Source organism: Thalassolituus sp., assembly GCF_984348125.1.
In genome coordinates this window covers 1-16,434 of the sequence record NZ_CFHJLR010000017.1, presented here as the reverse complement: position 1 = coordinate 16,434, position 16,434 = coordinate 1, and the positions used below count along the sequence as shown (strand labels likewise).

The window sequence follows — 16,434 nt, the reverse complement described above, 5'->3', positions numbered from 1 at the left end:
CGGACCTCATGCAGCTCGTTCAGAGCGGTTCTGGTTTCGTTTAACAGGAACAATATTTTTACCGATACTGGAAATGTCGATAATTAAAGCAACGGTTCCATCACCCAGAATTGTGGCGCCCGAAATACCGGACACTTTCTGATAATTCTGTTCAAGACTCTTAATAACAACCTGCTGCTGGCCCAGAAGATCATCGACCACGATGCCGATTTTTTCGTTATCGCCTTCAACAACCACCAGCATCATTTCATCGACAACATCTTTGTCATCACGCAGACCAAAGATCTGGTCGAGTCTTACAATCGGAATATATTCATCACGCAACTGCATGACGTACTGGCTGCCAGTGACATGATTCAGTGAAGACCTGTGAATCTGGATGGATTCAACAATCGATACCAGCGGGAAGATATACGTTTCTTCGCAGACCTTAACGAGTTGTCCATCGAGAATGGCGAGTGTCAGTGGTAAGCGAATAATGAAGGTAGAACCCACGTTACGCTGAGACTTGACTTCAATACTGCCATTCAGCGCCTGGATATTCCTACGTACCACATCCATACCAACACCACGGCCAGAAATATCGCTCACCGCTTCTGCTGTTGAGAACCCTGGCAGGAAAATAAGGTTGTGTATTTCCTCTGGAGTAAGGCTGTTATTCTCTGGTACCAGACCTTTTTCGATCGCTTTTTTCAGAATCCGGTCTTCGTTCAGGCCAGCGCCGTCATCCGCGACTTCAATAACGATATTTCCGCCCTGGTGGTACGCATTCAGGGTGATGGTACCCTCTTCAGATTTACCGGCAGCGATACGCTTTTCTGTTGTCTCAAGTCCGTGATCCATTGAGTTACGAACGAGGTGTACGAGAGGATCGTTGATTTTTTCCATCACCGTTTTGTCTAGTTCAGTCTGCTCGCCGATGGTTTCGAGAATCACTTTCTTACCGAGCTGACCACCCAGATCCCGCACCAGGCGCGGGAAGCGACTGAAGGCAAAACTGATCGGCATCATGCGTATTTTCATGACGCTTTCCTGCAGTTCGCGCGTATTCTGTTCCAGCTGAGACAAGCCTTCCTGCAGTTTTGCAAGGCGGCTCAGATCAAAGTCCTGTCCCAGCTGACCCAGCATCGACTGGGTAATCACCAACTCACCGACCATATTGATCAGGCTGTCTACTTTATCGATAGACACACGGATCGATGAGCTTTCGGCGGCCTTCTTCGGAGCTTTTGCCGGCTTCGCGGATTTCTGAGCCTCAGCCACAACCGCAGTTTTTTCAGGTGACGCAACTGCAGCTGCCTCAGGTAATTGTCCAGCAGCAGGTGTTCCGGTAGCATCTACAGCACTACTCTCTGCTTCTACTTCGGAAGTACCCACCAACGGCGAGTACGTCAGATCACACTCGTCTTCTACCCATTCAAAAATCGCTTTAATATCATCGAGTGGAACTGAAGTAGTGACTTTAATCTGCCAGTTCATGACACACTCTTCCGGTGCCAGACTGCTCAGTTCAGGGACGCTGTCTATATCGGCAGTGACCTCAAAATTGTCTTCCCCGACCAGTTCGCGTAATTCACGGAACATACGGAAGGGTTCGTTACCCGTCATCAGAAGGTCGGTATGCGGTTGAACGTCAATCAACCAGCCGCCATCTTTTTCATCAGGCTCTGAAGCAGCCTCTTCTGGAGCGCTTTCCTGCTCCATGCCGAGAATAACTTCAAATTCTTTACGGAGTTCTGCCGGTCGCTCTGTCTCTGGATCGTTACCTTCCTGCATATCGGATAACATGCCGCGCAGGCAATCGACCGACTGTAAAAACAGGTCGACATAGCGAGGCTCCATAGAGCGCTTTCCGGAGCGTATTTCATCCAGTAAGGTTTCAAGGACGTGAGTAAATTCAGACACCGGCATAAAGCCGAAGGTGCCTGCGCCACCCTTAATGGAGTGAGCGGCACGGAAGATATTGTTAACGGTTTCGTCATCAACATCTGCCGGGTCCATATCCAGCAGCTCACTTTCCATTATGTCGAGGCCTTCGAAACTTTCTTCGAAAAACACCTGATGGAATTGCGACAGATCGACACTCATGTGCTTACCCCAGAACGCGCTTGATCGTACTCAGCAATTGATCCGGATTAAACGGCTTCACAATCCAGCCGGTAGCACCAGCCTGTTTACCCTGCATTTTCATGTCACCTGCGGATTCGGTGGTGAGCATTAACATTGGAGTAAACTTGTAGTTATCGAGTTGACGAAGGTTCTTAACCAACTCAATGCCATTCATATTTGGCATATTTACGTCAGTCAGCACCAGGTCAAAGCTCTCAGTTTTAGCGATTTCTAACGCCTCCACACCGTCAGTCGCTTCGCGTACGTCAAAGCCCGCACCTTTCAGTGTGAAACTCACCATCTGACGCATGGATGCCGAATCATCGACCGCTAAAATACTCGTCATAGGAGTACTCCCTCTTAGTAAACGAATAATTAATCTGGCAGGTTTATCGCCTGCTTGAGGCCAAGATAGCCCGTAATCTCCCGGATATTTTCAGAGACCGCATGCCATTGAATGCTGTTACCTGTGGTTTCCAGCGTTTTCCGGAGGCTGATCAGAAGCTGGTAACCCGCTGTATCCGAGTACTGCACTTCACTGCCATCAAGAACAACATCTCCGCCTGCTTGCACAGCAGCCTCAAGCTTCTCTAAGAGAGCTTCAGCCTGATCAATACTAAGGCGGTTACCACAGTTAACTGGGCTGGTGTCGGTCATGGTTTTATTCCGGTCATGGACATGACCTTAAGATTAGTAGGCAATCTGTGAGCTGCCACACAATGTGGTGTTTTTTTTATAGATCGCTAAATGAAGGTATGAAAGTCAGGAAATATGCGATTTGGATAATCAGCGACGACGGTTGGCCCACTCGTCCGCTTCACGCTGTTCAGCGCGGCTGATAGTCAGCTTATGCTCTTCTTCAAGCTTATCGATCATACTCTCCAATGCATCGGCTTTATGATGAACCTCAAGATAGGCATCCCGCGCACGCTGACTGAGAGCCTCAAGTTCCTTGAGTTGCGTATCCTGTTGCGCCAGGGCAGTTTCTATCTGACCGATAAATTCGAGAGAGTTATGTATTTGTCCGGCAGCGACACTCTGGTCCGCTGGGCTGGTGATCTGACGGCGGTACTCCTGAGCGTACGTGTCCAGCTGCGTTCGTTTGTCTTTTTCGGCGGTCAGACGCTGCTCAATATCGCCCCAACGCTGAAGCGCCTCTTTTTCTTCTCTTCGCTTAAGGTTAAGAACTACGGCTAATCGTTTGGAGCGAGGGTGCTGATAGGTCACTTATCGGTACCGGGGAAGAGGTCGTTGAGCGCCTTACGGCTGTTCGCGATATCGGCGCCTTCCGTCAGCCCCTGTCTGAGCATTGCTTTGATCTGCGGCATACGATCAATAGCAACATCCAATACCTGATCCGTACCGGCCTGATACGCTCCCACAGCCACAAGATCCTGATTCTGACGGTAATGTGCCATCAGACGCCGACACAGTTGCGCCTGCTGTAGCCAGGCCTCATCAACAACCTGTGGCATCACACGGCTGACCGACGCCTCGACATCAATGGCCGGATAATGACCTTCTTCTGCCAGCTTTCTTGAGAGAACAATATGGCCATCCAGAATCGCCCGACTGGCGTCCGCAATCGGGTCCTGCATGTCGTCACCTTCACTCAGTACGGTATAAAAGGCCGTAATAGAACCACCGCCCTGCTGTCCATTACCCGTACGCTCGACCAACTTCGGAAGCTTATTAAATACCGACGGCGGGTAGCCTTTCGTGGCTGGCGGTTCACCTACAGCCAGAGCGATCTCACGCTGCGCCTGTGCATAGCGCGTCAATGAATCCATCAACATAAGAACGTTCAGTCCCTGATCGCGAAAGAATTCAGCGACCGAGGTCGTGTACATGGCGGCTCTCAGACGCATTAACGGCGAGTCATCGGCAGGTGACGCAATCACAACGGCACGCTTAAGGCCTTCTGGCCCGAGAATCTCGTCGATAAATTCTTTAACTTCACGGCCACGCTCACCAATCAGACCAACCACGACGACATCAGCGTTGGTGAAGCGCGTCATCATACCGAGAAGCACACTCTTACCGACACCCGAACCCGCAAACAAACCGATACGCTGTCCGCGTCCTACTGTCAGCATGGAATTAATGGCGCGAATACCAACATCGAGCGTTTCACGAATGGGCGCGCGGTGCAGTGGGTTGATATAGCGCCCCTGTAAATTGCCTGATTCGGTATTTAACAAAGGGCCGTCGAGATCCAGTGGCCGACCAGCACCGTCAACCACCCGCCCCAGAAGAGAGAACCCAACCGGCACATCCGCACTGCCTTGCAACGGCCAGACGCGCGCGCCTGGACGCAGACCATCGACCTGCTCAATCGGCATCAGGAAAATACGCTGGCCATCAAAACCGACAACCTCAGCTTCAACATCACCGCCGCCCGGACGTTCTACACGGCAGCGATCGCCTGTGCGAACATCGATACCGATAGCCTCAAGCGTAAGGCCGACCATGCGCACAAGACGACCGGATGTGCGCGGTTGATATACCGCCTCGGGTGCTATATCACGCCAACGGCTGCTCAGAGTCATCGTCTGATTCCTCCGTCGTTGAATCCGGAGTTGTGTCTGTTTGTGTGTTTTGCTCTGTGCTCTGTTCTGAGCCTGAGCCGTTTTCAGTTTCAGGGGGCTCAGCTTCGACAGGCTGCTCAGCTTCGGACTGCTGAGTTTCGGGCTGCTGAGTTTCGGGCTGCTGAGTTTCGGGCTGCTGAGTTTCGGGCTGCTGAGTTTCGGACTGCTGAGTTTCGGACTGCTGAGTTTCGGGCTGCTGAGTTTCAGACTTCAGAACTTCTGATGTTGATGCCTCCGGCTGCTGAACGTCGTCCTGAATGGGCTCTTCAGTGTCATCGTAGTCATCCGGTACATCTTCTGAGCTGGTACCCTCTGTCACATCAATCAGCGCAGACTCACCGGAAGCGTCATCCGGATAGCCGTCAGACGCCGTCAGTAACTTACTCGCCAGTGCGACGATTGTTTGCTGAAGACTTTCACTGACTGAATACTCAACCAGAGTATTTTCACTTTCAACACGGCACTCACCCGCATTCAGCGTCTTATCGACGAGCAGTTTATTCGCTACAGAATGCGATGCCAGTAATTCAGAGTCGGCTTCGGAAACGTAAACCTTTGCCAGAGTCTCACCCGATGGCAACGCCGCAATGGCCTTGTCGACAAACTGCGCGATACTGTCGGCCCCAGAATTCAATTCGTGCTCAAGCACCTGTTCGGCGAGCCGGGTAAGAAGCATCAGCATGACGTCCGGCAGTTCGGCGTCGCGCTCTTTTAATGCTGCGGTCAGCGTTGCATTAATCTGACGCAGACGCTGCGCCTCGTCAGTGACTTCCTGACTGCCCAGTGCTTTGCCTTCCTGAAAGCCCGCAGTCGAACCTTCTTTTTTACCAGCATCAAAGCCTTTAGCCTGACCATCCGCCTGTCCTTCGGCGAAACCAGCATCGTAGCCGTCTTTATGGCCCTGCTGACGCCCTTCAACCAGGCCCTGCTCTAAACCCGCGTTGTAGGCTTCCCGGCGAATCGCTTCCAGTTCTTCGGCGGTCGGGAAATCAGGTGGGGAGTTGTCGTCGGCGGATTCTGCATCCACCTTCTCTGCGTCCGGATCGGGCTCTCGCTCAACAGTGTGAACCGGTGGTTCAGTCCAGAAAGGGAGTCGCCACGGGCGCGCCTCTTCCGCACTTTCAGCGGGAATTGGCGCGTCGCGTTTCTTCAGGTCGGTCATGGGTTACACCATGGCCTCACCACCACCGCCCAGCATAATCTCACCGGCATCAGCCAGACGACGGGCAATGGTAAGAATCTCTTTCTGAGCGCCTTCAACGTCACTGAGTTTAACCGGCCCTTTCGCATCCAGGTCATCACGCAACAGCTCGGCAGCACGCTTCGACATGTTCTTGAAAATCTTTTCCTGAACGCCCGGATCTGCCCCTTTCAGTGCCAGTACCAGCAGGTCGGTCGATACTTCACGCAGCAGGGTCTGAATACCCCGGTCATCAACGTCAACGAGGTTATCGAAGACAAACATAAGATCTTCGATCTGAGTACCCAGGTCTTCGTCGACTTCTTTGATCTGCTCAAGCAGCTCAGAAGCAATCGTGCTGTCCACGAAGTTAACAATGCTGGCAGCACATTTGATACCACCCATAGTCGTGGTCTGCGTGCCTGCTTTGCCAGAAAACTGGCGTTCGAGAATATCGTTGAGTTCCTGCAATGCGGCTGGCTGAACAGCCTCAAGCGAAGCAACACGCATGATGATGTCGAGGACAACTTTCTCATCAAACAGAGACAACACTTCCGCCGACTGGTCAGCGTCCAGATACGACACAACAATGGCCTGAATCTGAGGGTGCTCGTGGCGGATCAGGTCGGCTACCTGACGCGGTTCCATCCACTTCAATGAATCCAGACCTGTGGTGTTACCGCCAAGGAGAATCCGGTCAATAAGCGCGCCCGCTTTATCCTGACCCAGAGCCTGAGTCAGCATATTACGAATGTAATCATCAGCGCCGAGCCCCATACCGGTCTGACCACTGACAGCATCAAGGAACTCTGATACCACACCTTCAACCTGTGTCTGATTCACACTGGTCAGAGTGGCCATGGCCGAACCCACACGCTGCACTTCTTTCGGGCCCATGTGTTTCAGGATTTCTGCGGCGTCTTTTTCACCAAGAGACATCAACAGAATCGCAGCACGTTCAGTGCGATTCAGGTTGGCTAGTGCATTACCCGCTTCGGGCATCGTATTTTCAGGCATCGTCATTTACCCACTGAATAACTACCTGAGCGACCCGGGCCGGATCTTCTGCGATCAGGCCCTTCAAGGCATCCAGCTGACGCTCATAACTTTCTGACGCACCGGGCAGGAGATATTCATCCATACCCGCCAGTGTCACCTTATCATCATCCAGACCGGCTTCAGCATCTTCAAGCTCATCGAGCAGTAAGTCACTTTCTTCCCGACCTTTATTTGTAATGCTCTTAATAGTAGGACGGATAACACCGAAGATAAGGATCAGAACAAACAATCCCGCCAGCACCTGTTTTACCAGCTCCCAGAACCACGGCTGAGTCCAGATATCAGGTTCACCCAGCGTCAGTGCGTCGTCGCCCATAAATGGAGAGTTAATAACGTTTACACTGTCTCCGCGGGCTGCATTAAAGCCCACGGCATCTTTTACCAGCGTTTCCAGGCGTTGCAGGTCATCCACAGTCCATGGCTGCGTCGTGGTGTTCCCATCCGCATCAAGCACCGCTTTGTCGTTAATTACTACCGCAACGGTCAGGCGACGGATATCACCGACCGAATGCTGGCGATAGCTCAGTGTACGATCGACCTCGTAATTGCGAGTTGCTTCTGAGCGACGCTTACCTGCCGCACCCGCACCGCCGGCACCCGTGCCAATAGCTTCTTCCGGAGCAGCTGCTTCTGGCGGAGGCTGGTTAGAAAGCGCACCAGGAATGCCGCCACCAGCCTCTGACATGTTTTCTTCGTCGATGACCTGCTCACTGCGCAGTGCAATCAAATCAGGATTAAAGAGTTCAGAGCTTTCTTCTCTGATCGTAAAGTCGATGTCTGCCGACACTTCCGCTTTGTAGTTCGCAGAGCCCAGCACCGGCTGAAGAATATTATTCACCGCGTCAGAAATAGACGACTCAACTTTCTCGCGATATTCCAGCTGGCGGGCTGCCAGCATTTCTTCCGTGTCATCTTCAATTTTCGACAGCAGATTGCCGTGCTGATCAACCACTGACACATCAGACCGATCCATTTCACTGACACTGGTTGCGACCAGATTCACAACGGCCTCTACCTGATCTTTACTCAGGTTACTGCCGGGATATAACTCTACAAATACCGATGCACGGGGCTTACGTTGATCACGTACAAACACCGACTGACGGGGAATCGCCAGATGAACACGGGCATTGCGCACCGATTTAACACTGGCAACCGTACGTGCAAGTTCACCTTCCAGACCGCGGCGATAGCGTGCATTTTCAATAAACTGACTGGTACCGAGCGCGCTGTCCTGCTCAAGCACTTCCAGCCCGACGGTTTTATCATCGATCAGGCTGGCCGCAGCGAGTTTCATTCTTGCCTGATGCACATCGCCTGCTTCGACCATTAGCACCTGGGTCGTCGGGTCGATCTGAAAGGGAATACCCTCACGATTCAGGATCTCGACAATGTCCTGAGCGTTGTGATCCTGCATGCGGTGAATCAGAGGCTTGTAGGTGGGTTCGCCTGACCAGATCATGACCGCAATACCAATGGCGACGACCAGTGCGATACCACCAATCGCCATCACCTGACGCGTCATAGGCAGGCTGCTGAAACCAGCGAGCAGAGGATGTCCGGATGTCGGAGCACTATTCTCGCTTAGGCCTTCGGCACCAGTATTCGTGCTACTTGCCTGTGGTTCCTGAGCGTTTGCATTAGCGCCATCAGCGCCGGCGCCTGCTTGTGCGGGTACGTTTTCCATAGCTCAGCTCGTTATACAGGCATGTTCATGATGTCTTTATAGGCCTCGACAAGTTTGTTACGAACCTGTGTCATCGCCTGAAAAGAAACGCTGGATTTCTGCAGAGCAATCATGACCTCTGGCAGATCAATGGAAGGATCGCCCTGTTCAAACCGTGTTGCCAGCTGTGCAGCCGTCTGCTGATTTTCATTCACATTATCGATGGCATTTTTAAACATGGACTGGAAATCAGGGACCGTATTATCACCACTGACTTCGTTAATGCTGGTTGCTTGCTCGGCTTGCTTAGAGATCCGTGCAACGGCGTCCATTTCAGCATTTGGTCGCACTCCCTGGCTGGCCATTTCATTCTGCGAACGCAACTGATCTTTTACCTGTCGCATCTGCATCAGAACTGAACTTACATCAACACGATCAACCATTTTCTACACCCTCTTCTGCAACGCATCGGCAACTTATTTTTGACACTTTTTCTGTATTTTTCCGATGTATTCTTTGACGTTGCAAACCCCTTGCCAGCTTCGCGTTTAAGACGCAGCCAGCACCATAGATTCAACATCAACACCCTCATCTCTTAAGCGCGCCACCTTGTAGCGTAGTGTTCGAGGGCTGATACCCAGCCGTTCAGCGGCTTCTTTTCTACTGGGTTCTTCTTTCAATGCCCGAACGATTAATTCAACCTCACGGGTACGCAAATCAGAACCTAACTCGCCTTCATCCTGCACGACATCAGCCGCATCCACGGAAACCGGTGCTGAAACCTGACGATGCTTTGGCACCGGAGTCAGAATAAAGTCATTAGCGTTCAGTTGATTTCCAGTCTGCATAATCAGTGCACGCTGGACTGTGTTATCCAGCTCACGAACGTTGCCGGGCCAGCTGTGCGTTACCAACTTACGCTCTGCATCGGCATGCAACGATGGTGCTGGACGTTTCATCTTGTCAGCATGATGAGCCAACAGTCGGCGTGCTAACGGCAAAATGTCATCACGGCGTTCCCGCAGTGGCAGCCACTGAAGTGGAAATACGGTGAGGCGGTAGTAAAGATCTTCTCTAAAATTACCCTCGGCCACATAGTCCGCCAGTTCACGGTTTGTTGTGGCAATGATACGCACATCAAGATCAATGGTTTTCTTGCCGCCGAGACGCTCCACCTGACGCTCCTGCAATACACGCAGCAGTTTCGCCTGAAGGCCCATGTCCATTTCAGTAATTTCATCAAGCAGAATGGTGCCACCATCCGCTTGTTCAAACTTGCCCGGCATCGCACTGTAGGCGCCAGTAAACGCGCCCTTTTCATAGCCGAACAGCATGGCTTCCAGCATATTTTCCGGAATCGCAGCACAGTTCAGCGCAATGAACGGGCCACTTTTTCTGGGGGAATTCTGGTGAATATAGCGGGCAAGAACTTCTTTACCTGTTCCGCTCTCACCACTGATAAGAACCGTAGAATCTGTTGCCGCGACACGCATGGCCATCTGAAATAACTGCTGCGATGCAAAAGATTCACACACTGGTTGATCTTTATCTGATACCTGAGCTTCACCCTGCGTATAAGGCTTCAACAGAGCCTCAAGCTCACGCAGCTCGAAGGGCTTCATCAGGTAATCATCAGCGCCTTTCTGCATCGCCTGAACCGCCTGAGAAACATCACCATAGGCAGTCATCAAAAGAACGGGTAGCCATGGATGCTGCTGTTTCACATGGTTAAGTAACTCAAGACCGTCCATGCCTGGCATATTAATATCCGACAGAACAACGTCGAAATTATGGTGGTTCAGCAAAGCCACGGCTTCGATACCGTTCGGAGCTTCCTTAACGTCATACCCTTTCATTTTCAGGGTATCTACAACTGCTTCACGTAGAGTCGGATCATCTTCAACAACGAGTAAGCGCATAATAATTCCTCTTAGATACCTGTTTGAATTAACCGCGTGCGAGCGGTAGGTACATTTCTGCAGACACCCCACCCAGTGGGCTGTCGGTTAATCTGAAATCACCGTGATGAGCACGAACAACCGCCTGAACAACGGCCAGACCCAGTCCGGTGCCGTTGCTCTTCGTTGTAAAGAAAGGCTCCATCATGCGATTTTTCTTCTCGTCCGGGAGGCCGGGGCCGTTGTCCATCACGGCGAGACATAATCTGCCCTGATCGTCACGACGGGCGACCAACTTGATCTCGATAGGATGCTCACAGGACTCAAGTGCGTTATTAATCAGGTTCATTACTGCACTGATTAAAGAGTCCCGATTACACATAAGGGAAGCTTCCCCCACTTCATTCTCAAGCGTGCAGACAGCACCGCTCTGGGCGACGGCAACCTCCATCGCCGAGGCAATACCATCCAGCAGGGACGTCACTTTCACATCATCGTTTAATGGCGCCTCGCCACGGGCAAAAATCAACATATCGCGCACCTGGCTTTCCAGGTGATGAAGTCGCTCCTGCAACTTACCGGCAAAGCGAATACGATGTTCTTCAGCAAGATCTTCGGAATTAAGATGGCCCGCGTAGAGTGTCGCCGCGGCCAGCGGTGTCCGGATCTGATGCGCCAGAGACGCAACCATTTTCCCCATGGCGGACAAGCGTTCGTGTTGAGCCAACTGAGACTGTAATGCACGGGTTTCTGTCAGATCAGTAAGCAGAATCAGCTGCCCACGCTCATTGGTCATAGCTGCGGTGCGCAGACTGACACGGCGACCATCAACCAGCGAAATTTCATGACCATCATCACGGCGCGGTTTGAAACAACGCTTAATCACATTACGCCAGCGCTGGCCAAGCAAGGTGCCAGCCCCCGAAGCCGCTAATAAAAGGTCTTCGGCGGCTGGGTTACTCTGAATAATGACGCCATTTTCATCCAGCAGCAGAACACCTGCAGGTAACATCTGCAGCAGGCTTTCCAGACGATCGGCCAGGCGTTCTTTTTCGCCCAGCTCCTGCATCCGTTGAGCAGATACTGTCGCCAGCTCACCACTGAGTTGCTCGACCTTATTTTCAAGAAAGGCGTAGGAGTCTGTCAGCTGCTGCGACATTTCATTGAACATGTTAAATGCACGCTTGAGCTCACTCGGATCCAGCGGCTGCTGATCGTCAGGAACTGAACTTAATGCCACACTCGCCATAAATACCTCACCAGAACACCACATTTGCGGCGGAAAAATGTCACTAGTAGGTATTGTGCAATTAGCGTGCCAGCAAGCGGAATAAACTTAGAGGGGGGATAATTTTAAAAAGAGAGGTTACAAAAGTCAGGTAGGATTGAAATCAACGGCCCGCTAATGCAGGCCGCTTTTGTGCCTGATCAGGCCATGTCTTTTTCTTTGCGGTTGATGTTGTACTTACGCATTTTCTCCACCAGCGTGGTGCGACGAATACTCAGTTTCTCGGCAGCGCGTGCGACAACACCATTGGCATCATCAAGCGCCTGCTGAATCAACGAGCACTCAAGGTCAGAGAGATATTCCCGCAGATCCAGACCGTTCACCGGCAGCAACGCTGGACTATCAACACCCGCCAGGCCTTCGTTCTGGGTAACATCTGCCACAACCGGTGGCGTGTACTGCTCATCGTCTTCATCGACATGACGGAATTTCTTCGGTAGTTCATTTACACCGATCACACCGTAAGGATGCAGAATGGCCAGACGCTCCACGAGATTCGCAAGTTCACGAACATTGCCATGCCACTCGTGACGACAGAGCGACATAATGGCAGCCGAGTTAAAGCGGATCGAGCCGCGCTTCTCATTCTCAAGACGCGAAATAAGTTCATTAAGAAGCAGGGGTAAATCTTCAACGCGCTCGCGTAGCGATGGCATATCGATAGGGAACACGTTCAGACGGTAATACAGGTCTTCCCTGAACGAGCCGTCCTCAATCATCTTCTCAAGATTCTTGTGAGTCGCTGCAATCACCCGAACATTCGCCTTAAGCGTTTTATTACTGCCAACACGCTCAAACGTGTGCTCCTGCAACACACGAAGAATTTTCACCTGCATGTTGAGGGGCATGTCGCCGATCTCATCAAGGAAGAGCGTACCACCTTCGGCCAGCTCAAAACGTCCCGGACGACTATTGATTGCACCAGTAAACGCACCTTTCTCGTGACCGAATAACTCACTCTCAAGTAACTCAGCTGGGATAGCACCACAGTTCACAGGCACAAAGGGCTTATTACGGCGATGGGAGTGGTAATGCAGATTACGGGCAACCACTTCTTTACCCGTGCCGCTTTCACCCTGGATCATAACGCTGACGTCTTTGTCAGCCACCTGCATGATCAACTCGCGTACGTGCTGAATCTGACGGCTGGTACCCACAAGGCTTCGGAAAAGTTGAACTTCACGTCGCTCACCGCGGCTACGATTGTGCGTATATTGCTCGCGGAACACCTGACAGCGATGAAGGCTATCCAGCATCTTGTTGTAACTTGGGGGCATTGCGAGACTGGCTAGTACACAGCGACGAACATTTTCTGATAATTCATCGACCTGAACCTGACTGCCAACAAAAAGGAACGGGAGACCTTTGTCCCAAGCGAGCATAGCCTCGACCGTCTTCTCCAATGGCTGACCATCGCAGTCGCCCAGCATTACTGCACTGATCTCAGTGCTCTCTTCAATGCTGGCATCCGCAACTTTGCGCCAGTCTGACGAGCCCGCCACGATAACTTCTTCGCCCAGGAAATCGAGAATCACCTTTAGATCATGGCGACGTTGTTCGTCGTCATCGACAAGTAAAATTTTGATTTCTCTCCACATGGCAAATGCCCTTTACCTCAATAAAACACGGAACAGCGTAATCAACGCCAACTGATTGACTTCCCTCTTTTCAGTTAAGTATCAAAATGCGACGAAGTCAAACTTCTGACGTTAAAACTTATCCAGTTAGCCCAAATCTATACTTAATTTGTTGAAATACTTAAGAATATGGCGCCTCAGGACAATAAAAAGCCCTCTAGAAAGAGGGCAAGGAAGTTCACACAAGTGAAAAAAGTCGTGAAAATTCAGGCAGATACTGAACTCGACAGGCGCCCTGGTGCTGATTCGTCGGTTTCAGGGCGAGTACCATGCACAGACTCAAGATATTCCTGACGAATACCGTCCCAGCCCGTCTTGACCTCCAGCATCAGCCCCATAACTTCATCAATCATGTCTGTACTATTCTGTCCGCTCGCTTCCAGAATTCGACGTATCATGTAGTCATAAAGACGGTCGAGATTTCCGGCCAGTTCACCTCCCTGAGTGTGATCCAGGCTCGACTTCAACGTCTGGATGATTTCATTCACCCTGCCAAGCAAACTTGCCTTCTCCTGCATATCCTTACGCTGAATAGCTCCTTTCGCCTGCGCCATACGAGTCAGAGCCGCTTCCATCAGAAGCTGAATCAGACGATGTGGGTCCGCATCGAGGACCTCGGACGTAACGTTTACCTTTTGGTATTGCGACGCGCCGGATTGATACATACACAACTCTCCTGCCGAAATAGCCCACCGAAAAACCTGATGAGCATAATCAAGTGATACTCTCTTTGACGGCCTGCGAGCAGAATTCTTTAGTAACTTTTTGTAGTTTCAGCGAATTTTCAGACGGCACAAGCGGCAAGCTCTTGCCCGGCAATCAGCGGCAAGCGGCCGCCCTCCTCATTCAGATAAATTAAAAACCCCAATAAAATCAACGATATAAAAAATGGCACAGAATTTGATCGTAGGGCTGTAAATGCTAAGAGGTTATTCCCATGGCCAGCGTACAAACGACAGCACAATTAAATACAGCACGGCAGACAGACCACCGAAGTCTGCTCGCTGCCGCCAGCCGTTGTTACAATGAGGCCAGCCGGGAAAACAACCCAGTGTTATTGTCTCAGGCTGCCGACCTTGCTTATCAGGCATGGCAGGCTGACAACAATTACATCCCCGGCATTAACCTGCTTGCCCGTATCGCTATGCGCCGTGGTGCTAATGGAGAAGCCCATCACTGGCTGCAAACGGGTTTAAGCCTGAAGCCTGAAAGCACCGGCCTCTTATACAGCGCAGGTCACCTGGCTCTGATCGAAGGAAAGCAGACACTCGCGGCCGATTACTTTGCGGATGCGACCCGCATTTCGAAAACGAGCACGAAAGCTCCGATTTATCTCGCCCACATCCGCTTACTGCAAGGTGAATACCTCGAAGCCTTTCAGTTATACCGAGAGCTGATAAAAACCCGCTCTGATGATGTTCAGATCCGCAGCAAATTATTCGAAGCTGCAAGCTACATCGTTGCAGATTTCTATTCTCAGGAACTGGAAAGCGAGCTACTGCGCTGGTTCGAGTTTAAAGACGTCGACTACAACCAGCTGAGAAGCCTCACCACCTCTCTGCTCAAACACAAACTTCACTTGAGTGAGGCTGGCTGCCCCATTGAGCCTGAAACCATTGCATCAGACCCGCTGCTGCTGAAAGCCATGATGCGCTTTCATTTCAGTGATCCGTTAATAGAGCGTCTGTTAATTACCCTACGCCAGAGCATTCTGCTGAATAGCAGTCGCGATCTTGCCATTGATTCAGGCTACATGTCTTTCGTAGTCGCCCTGTCAGGACAAATCGAACTTAATGAGGCAGTCTGGTTTATCAGCCAACAAGAGCAAGTGCTCGTCAATCAGCTCAATCAACTGGCAACAAAAATTCTGCAGATTACCGAATTAAAAGCCGAAGATATCAGCGCTATCATGCTACTGACCATGATGTACCAGCCATTGCGCAAAGCACCTTTTTACACGGCTCTTAACGCGAAAGCGTTGCAATGGTCTGGCCATCTGAATGAGCTGATGAGTCTGTGCCTCGATCAACCTCAGCACGTTGCCGCGGCAGCTAAGGCAATTCCTTCTCTTGGGCTCAGTAGCAACGCCACATCACGCAAAGTAAAAACTCAATACGAGGAACATCCATATCCTCGCTGGACGAGTTTGGGATATAACCAGAAGACCGACTACTACGCATCGCTTCAGGCACTGTTTCCGAGTCGCCTGGACGATCTACAACCAGAATCCGGGCCGATCAATGTCCTCGTCGCGGGCTGCGGCACCGGCCGCCACGCTTTACGACTGGTTAAGTACTTTCACCGTATGCAGGTGACAGCGATGGATCTCAGTGCTTCTGCCCTGGGCTACGCACAAGTACAGGCGGAGCATCACCACCTGCCGGTAGACTTCATCCTGGGCGATATTCTTGTCTCAGAACGCCTGGGACAGCAGTTTGATGTCATTGAGAGCTCAGGTGTCCTGCATCATATGGAATCGCCTGAGGCGGGCCTGAAGGCGCTGGTTGATGTACTAAAACCCGGTGGCATCATGAAGCTCGCCCTCTACAGCCGTCAGGCAAGAACGCTCATCTCGGAGCTTCGTTCTGAATTGAATGGCGAACTTCCCAAAAGCGAGCAGGATATACGCACAGTCCGCGAAGCTCTGCTTCATCAAGGAGAAGGACGCTGGCGCGCGATTCTGCAATCACCCGATTTTTACAGCATGAGCAGCGTACGCGACCTGTTATTCCACACCCAGGAACACACATTTGATCTGCAGGAAATACGCCGCATGATTGAAAGTGCCGACCTCGAATGGGTTGGCATTGTGCCGCCACCGGGCGCTCAGCAGCTCGCAGAAAAAATACTGCGTTTGCCACCGGCTAACCTGACGTTAAATGATTGGCATACATTGGAACAGATAGAACCTGCGCTGTTCGCCGGCATGTATCAGTTTTATGTGAGGAAGCCTGCCTGTGGGAGCTATTCAGTCAGCTTGCCTGACTAATAGCGACAGTGATACATGCA

The 16,434-nt window shown here is 51.4% G+C and carries 14 protein-coding genes; 1 reads left to right on the top strand and 13 read right to left on the bottom strand.

The features are described from left to right. Positions 1–6: 6 nt before the first annotated feature. From AC5E51_RS12255 to fliS, 13 genes are all read right to left on the bottom strand, one after another. A complete protein-coding gene (locus tag AC5E51_RS12255) occupies positions 7–2,088 on the bottom strand; it encodes a chemotaxis protein CheA (protein ID WP_301378885.1) in 2,082 nt (693 codons plus the stop codon). Between the two features lie 4 nt (positions 2,089–2,092). Next, positions 2,093–2,455, bottom strand: coding sequence for a response regulator (locus AC5E51_RS12250; protein ID WP_068436128.1), 363 nt, complete (start codon positions 2,453–2,455; stop codon positions 2,093–2,095). A gap of 29 nt (positions 2,456–2,484) precedes the next feature. Beyond that, the gene (locus AC5E51_RS12245) at positions 2,485–2,766 is read right to left on the bottom strand and encodes an STAS domain-containing protein (protein ID WP_068436130.1); all 282 of its coding nucleotides are present in this window, start codon (positions 2,764–2,766) and stop codon (positions 2,485–2,487) included. Between the two features lie 129 nt (positions 2,767–2,895). Further along, positions 2,896–3,336 carry a flagellar export protein FliJ gene (gene fliJ, locus AC5E51_RS12240; protein WP_068436132.1) on the bottom strand — a complete coding sequence of 147 codons (441 nt, stop codon included), beginning with the start codon at positions 3,334–3,336 and terminating at the stop codon, positions 2,896–2,898. Continuing rightward, positions 3,333–4,658 (bottom strand): flagellar protein export ATPase FliI, encoded by a 1,326-nt coding sequence (fliI, locus tag AC5E51_RS12235; protein ID WP_301387332.1) that lies wholly within the window; start codon positions 4,656–4,658, stop codon positions 3,333–3,335. Before fliI ends, fliJ begins: the two co-directional genes overlap by 4 nt. Next, positions 4,633–5,859 carry a FliH/SctL family protein gene (locus AC5E51_RS12230; RefSeq protein WP_491778653.1) on the bottom strand — a complete coding sequence of 409 codons (1,227 nt, stop codon included), beginning with the start codon at positions 5,857–5,859 and terminating at the stop codon, positions 4,633–4,635. Before AC5E51_RS12230 ends, fliI begins: the two co-directional genes overlap by 26 nt. Positions 5,860–5,862: 3 nt before the next feature. Beyond that, positions 5,863–6,879 carry a flagellar motor switch protein FliG gene (fliG, locus tag AC5E51_RS12225; protein ID WP_068436148.1) on the bottom strand — a complete coding sequence of 339 codons (1,017 nt, stop codon included), beginning with the start codon at positions 6,877–6,879 and terminating at the stop codon, positions 5,863–5,865. A gap of 7 nt (positions 6,880–6,886) precedes the next feature. Further along, positions 6,887–8,623 (bottom strand): flagellar basal-body MS-ring/collar protein FliF, encoded by a 1,737-nt coding sequence (gene fliF / locus AC5E51_RS12220; protein WP_301378880.1) that lies wholly within the window; start codon positions 8,621–8,623, stop codon positions 6,887–6,889. Positions 8,624–8,634: 11 nt separating this feature from the next. After that, a complete protein-coding gene (gene fliE, locus AC5E51_RS12215) occupies positions 8,635–9,045 on the bottom strand; it encodes a flagellar hook-basal body complex protein FliE (protein WP_297532837.1) in 411 nt (136 codons plus the stop codon). A gap of 105 nt (positions 9,046–9,150) precedes the next feature. Next, positions 9,151–10,521, bottom strand: a complete 1,371-nt coding sequence (locus tag AC5E51_RS12210) for a sigma-54-dependent transcriptional regulator (protein ID WP_297532835.1) — start codon at positions 10,519–10,521, stop codon at positions 9,151–9,153. A 28-nt stretch (positions 10,522–10,549) separates the two neighbouring features. Then, entirely contained in the window at positions 10,550–11,749 is a 1,200-nt protein-coding gene (locus tag AC5E51_RS12205; RefSeq protein ID WP_301378878.1) for a sensor histidine kinase, read from the bottom strand. Positions 11,750–11,928: 179 nt separating this feature from the next. Further along, the gene (locus tag AC5E51_RS12200; protein WP_297532831.1) at positions 11,929–13,386 is read right to left on the bottom strand and encodes a sigma-54 dependent transcriptional regulator; all 1,458 of its coding nucleotides are present in this window, start codon (positions 13,384–13,386) and stop codon (positions 11,929–11,931) included. 245 nt (positions 13,387–13,631) lie between these two features. After that, on the bottom strand, positions 13,632–14,090 hold the full coding sequence (gene fliS, locus AC5E51_RS12195) for a flagellar export chaperone FliS (protein ID WP_068436736.1): 459 nt from the start codon (positions 14,088–14,090) through the stop codon (positions 13,632–13,634). Between the two features lie 272 nt (positions 14,091–14,362). Here fliS and AC5E51_RS12190 point away from each other — a divergent pair, with 272 nt between their 5' ends. Further along, positions 14,363–16,414, top strand: coding sequence for a methyltransferase domain-containing protein (locus AC5E51_RS12190; protein WP_491778652.1), 2,052 nt, complete (start codon positions 14,363–14,365; stop codon positions 16,412–16,414). The last annotated feature ends 20 nt before the right edge of the window (positions 16,415–16,434 follow it).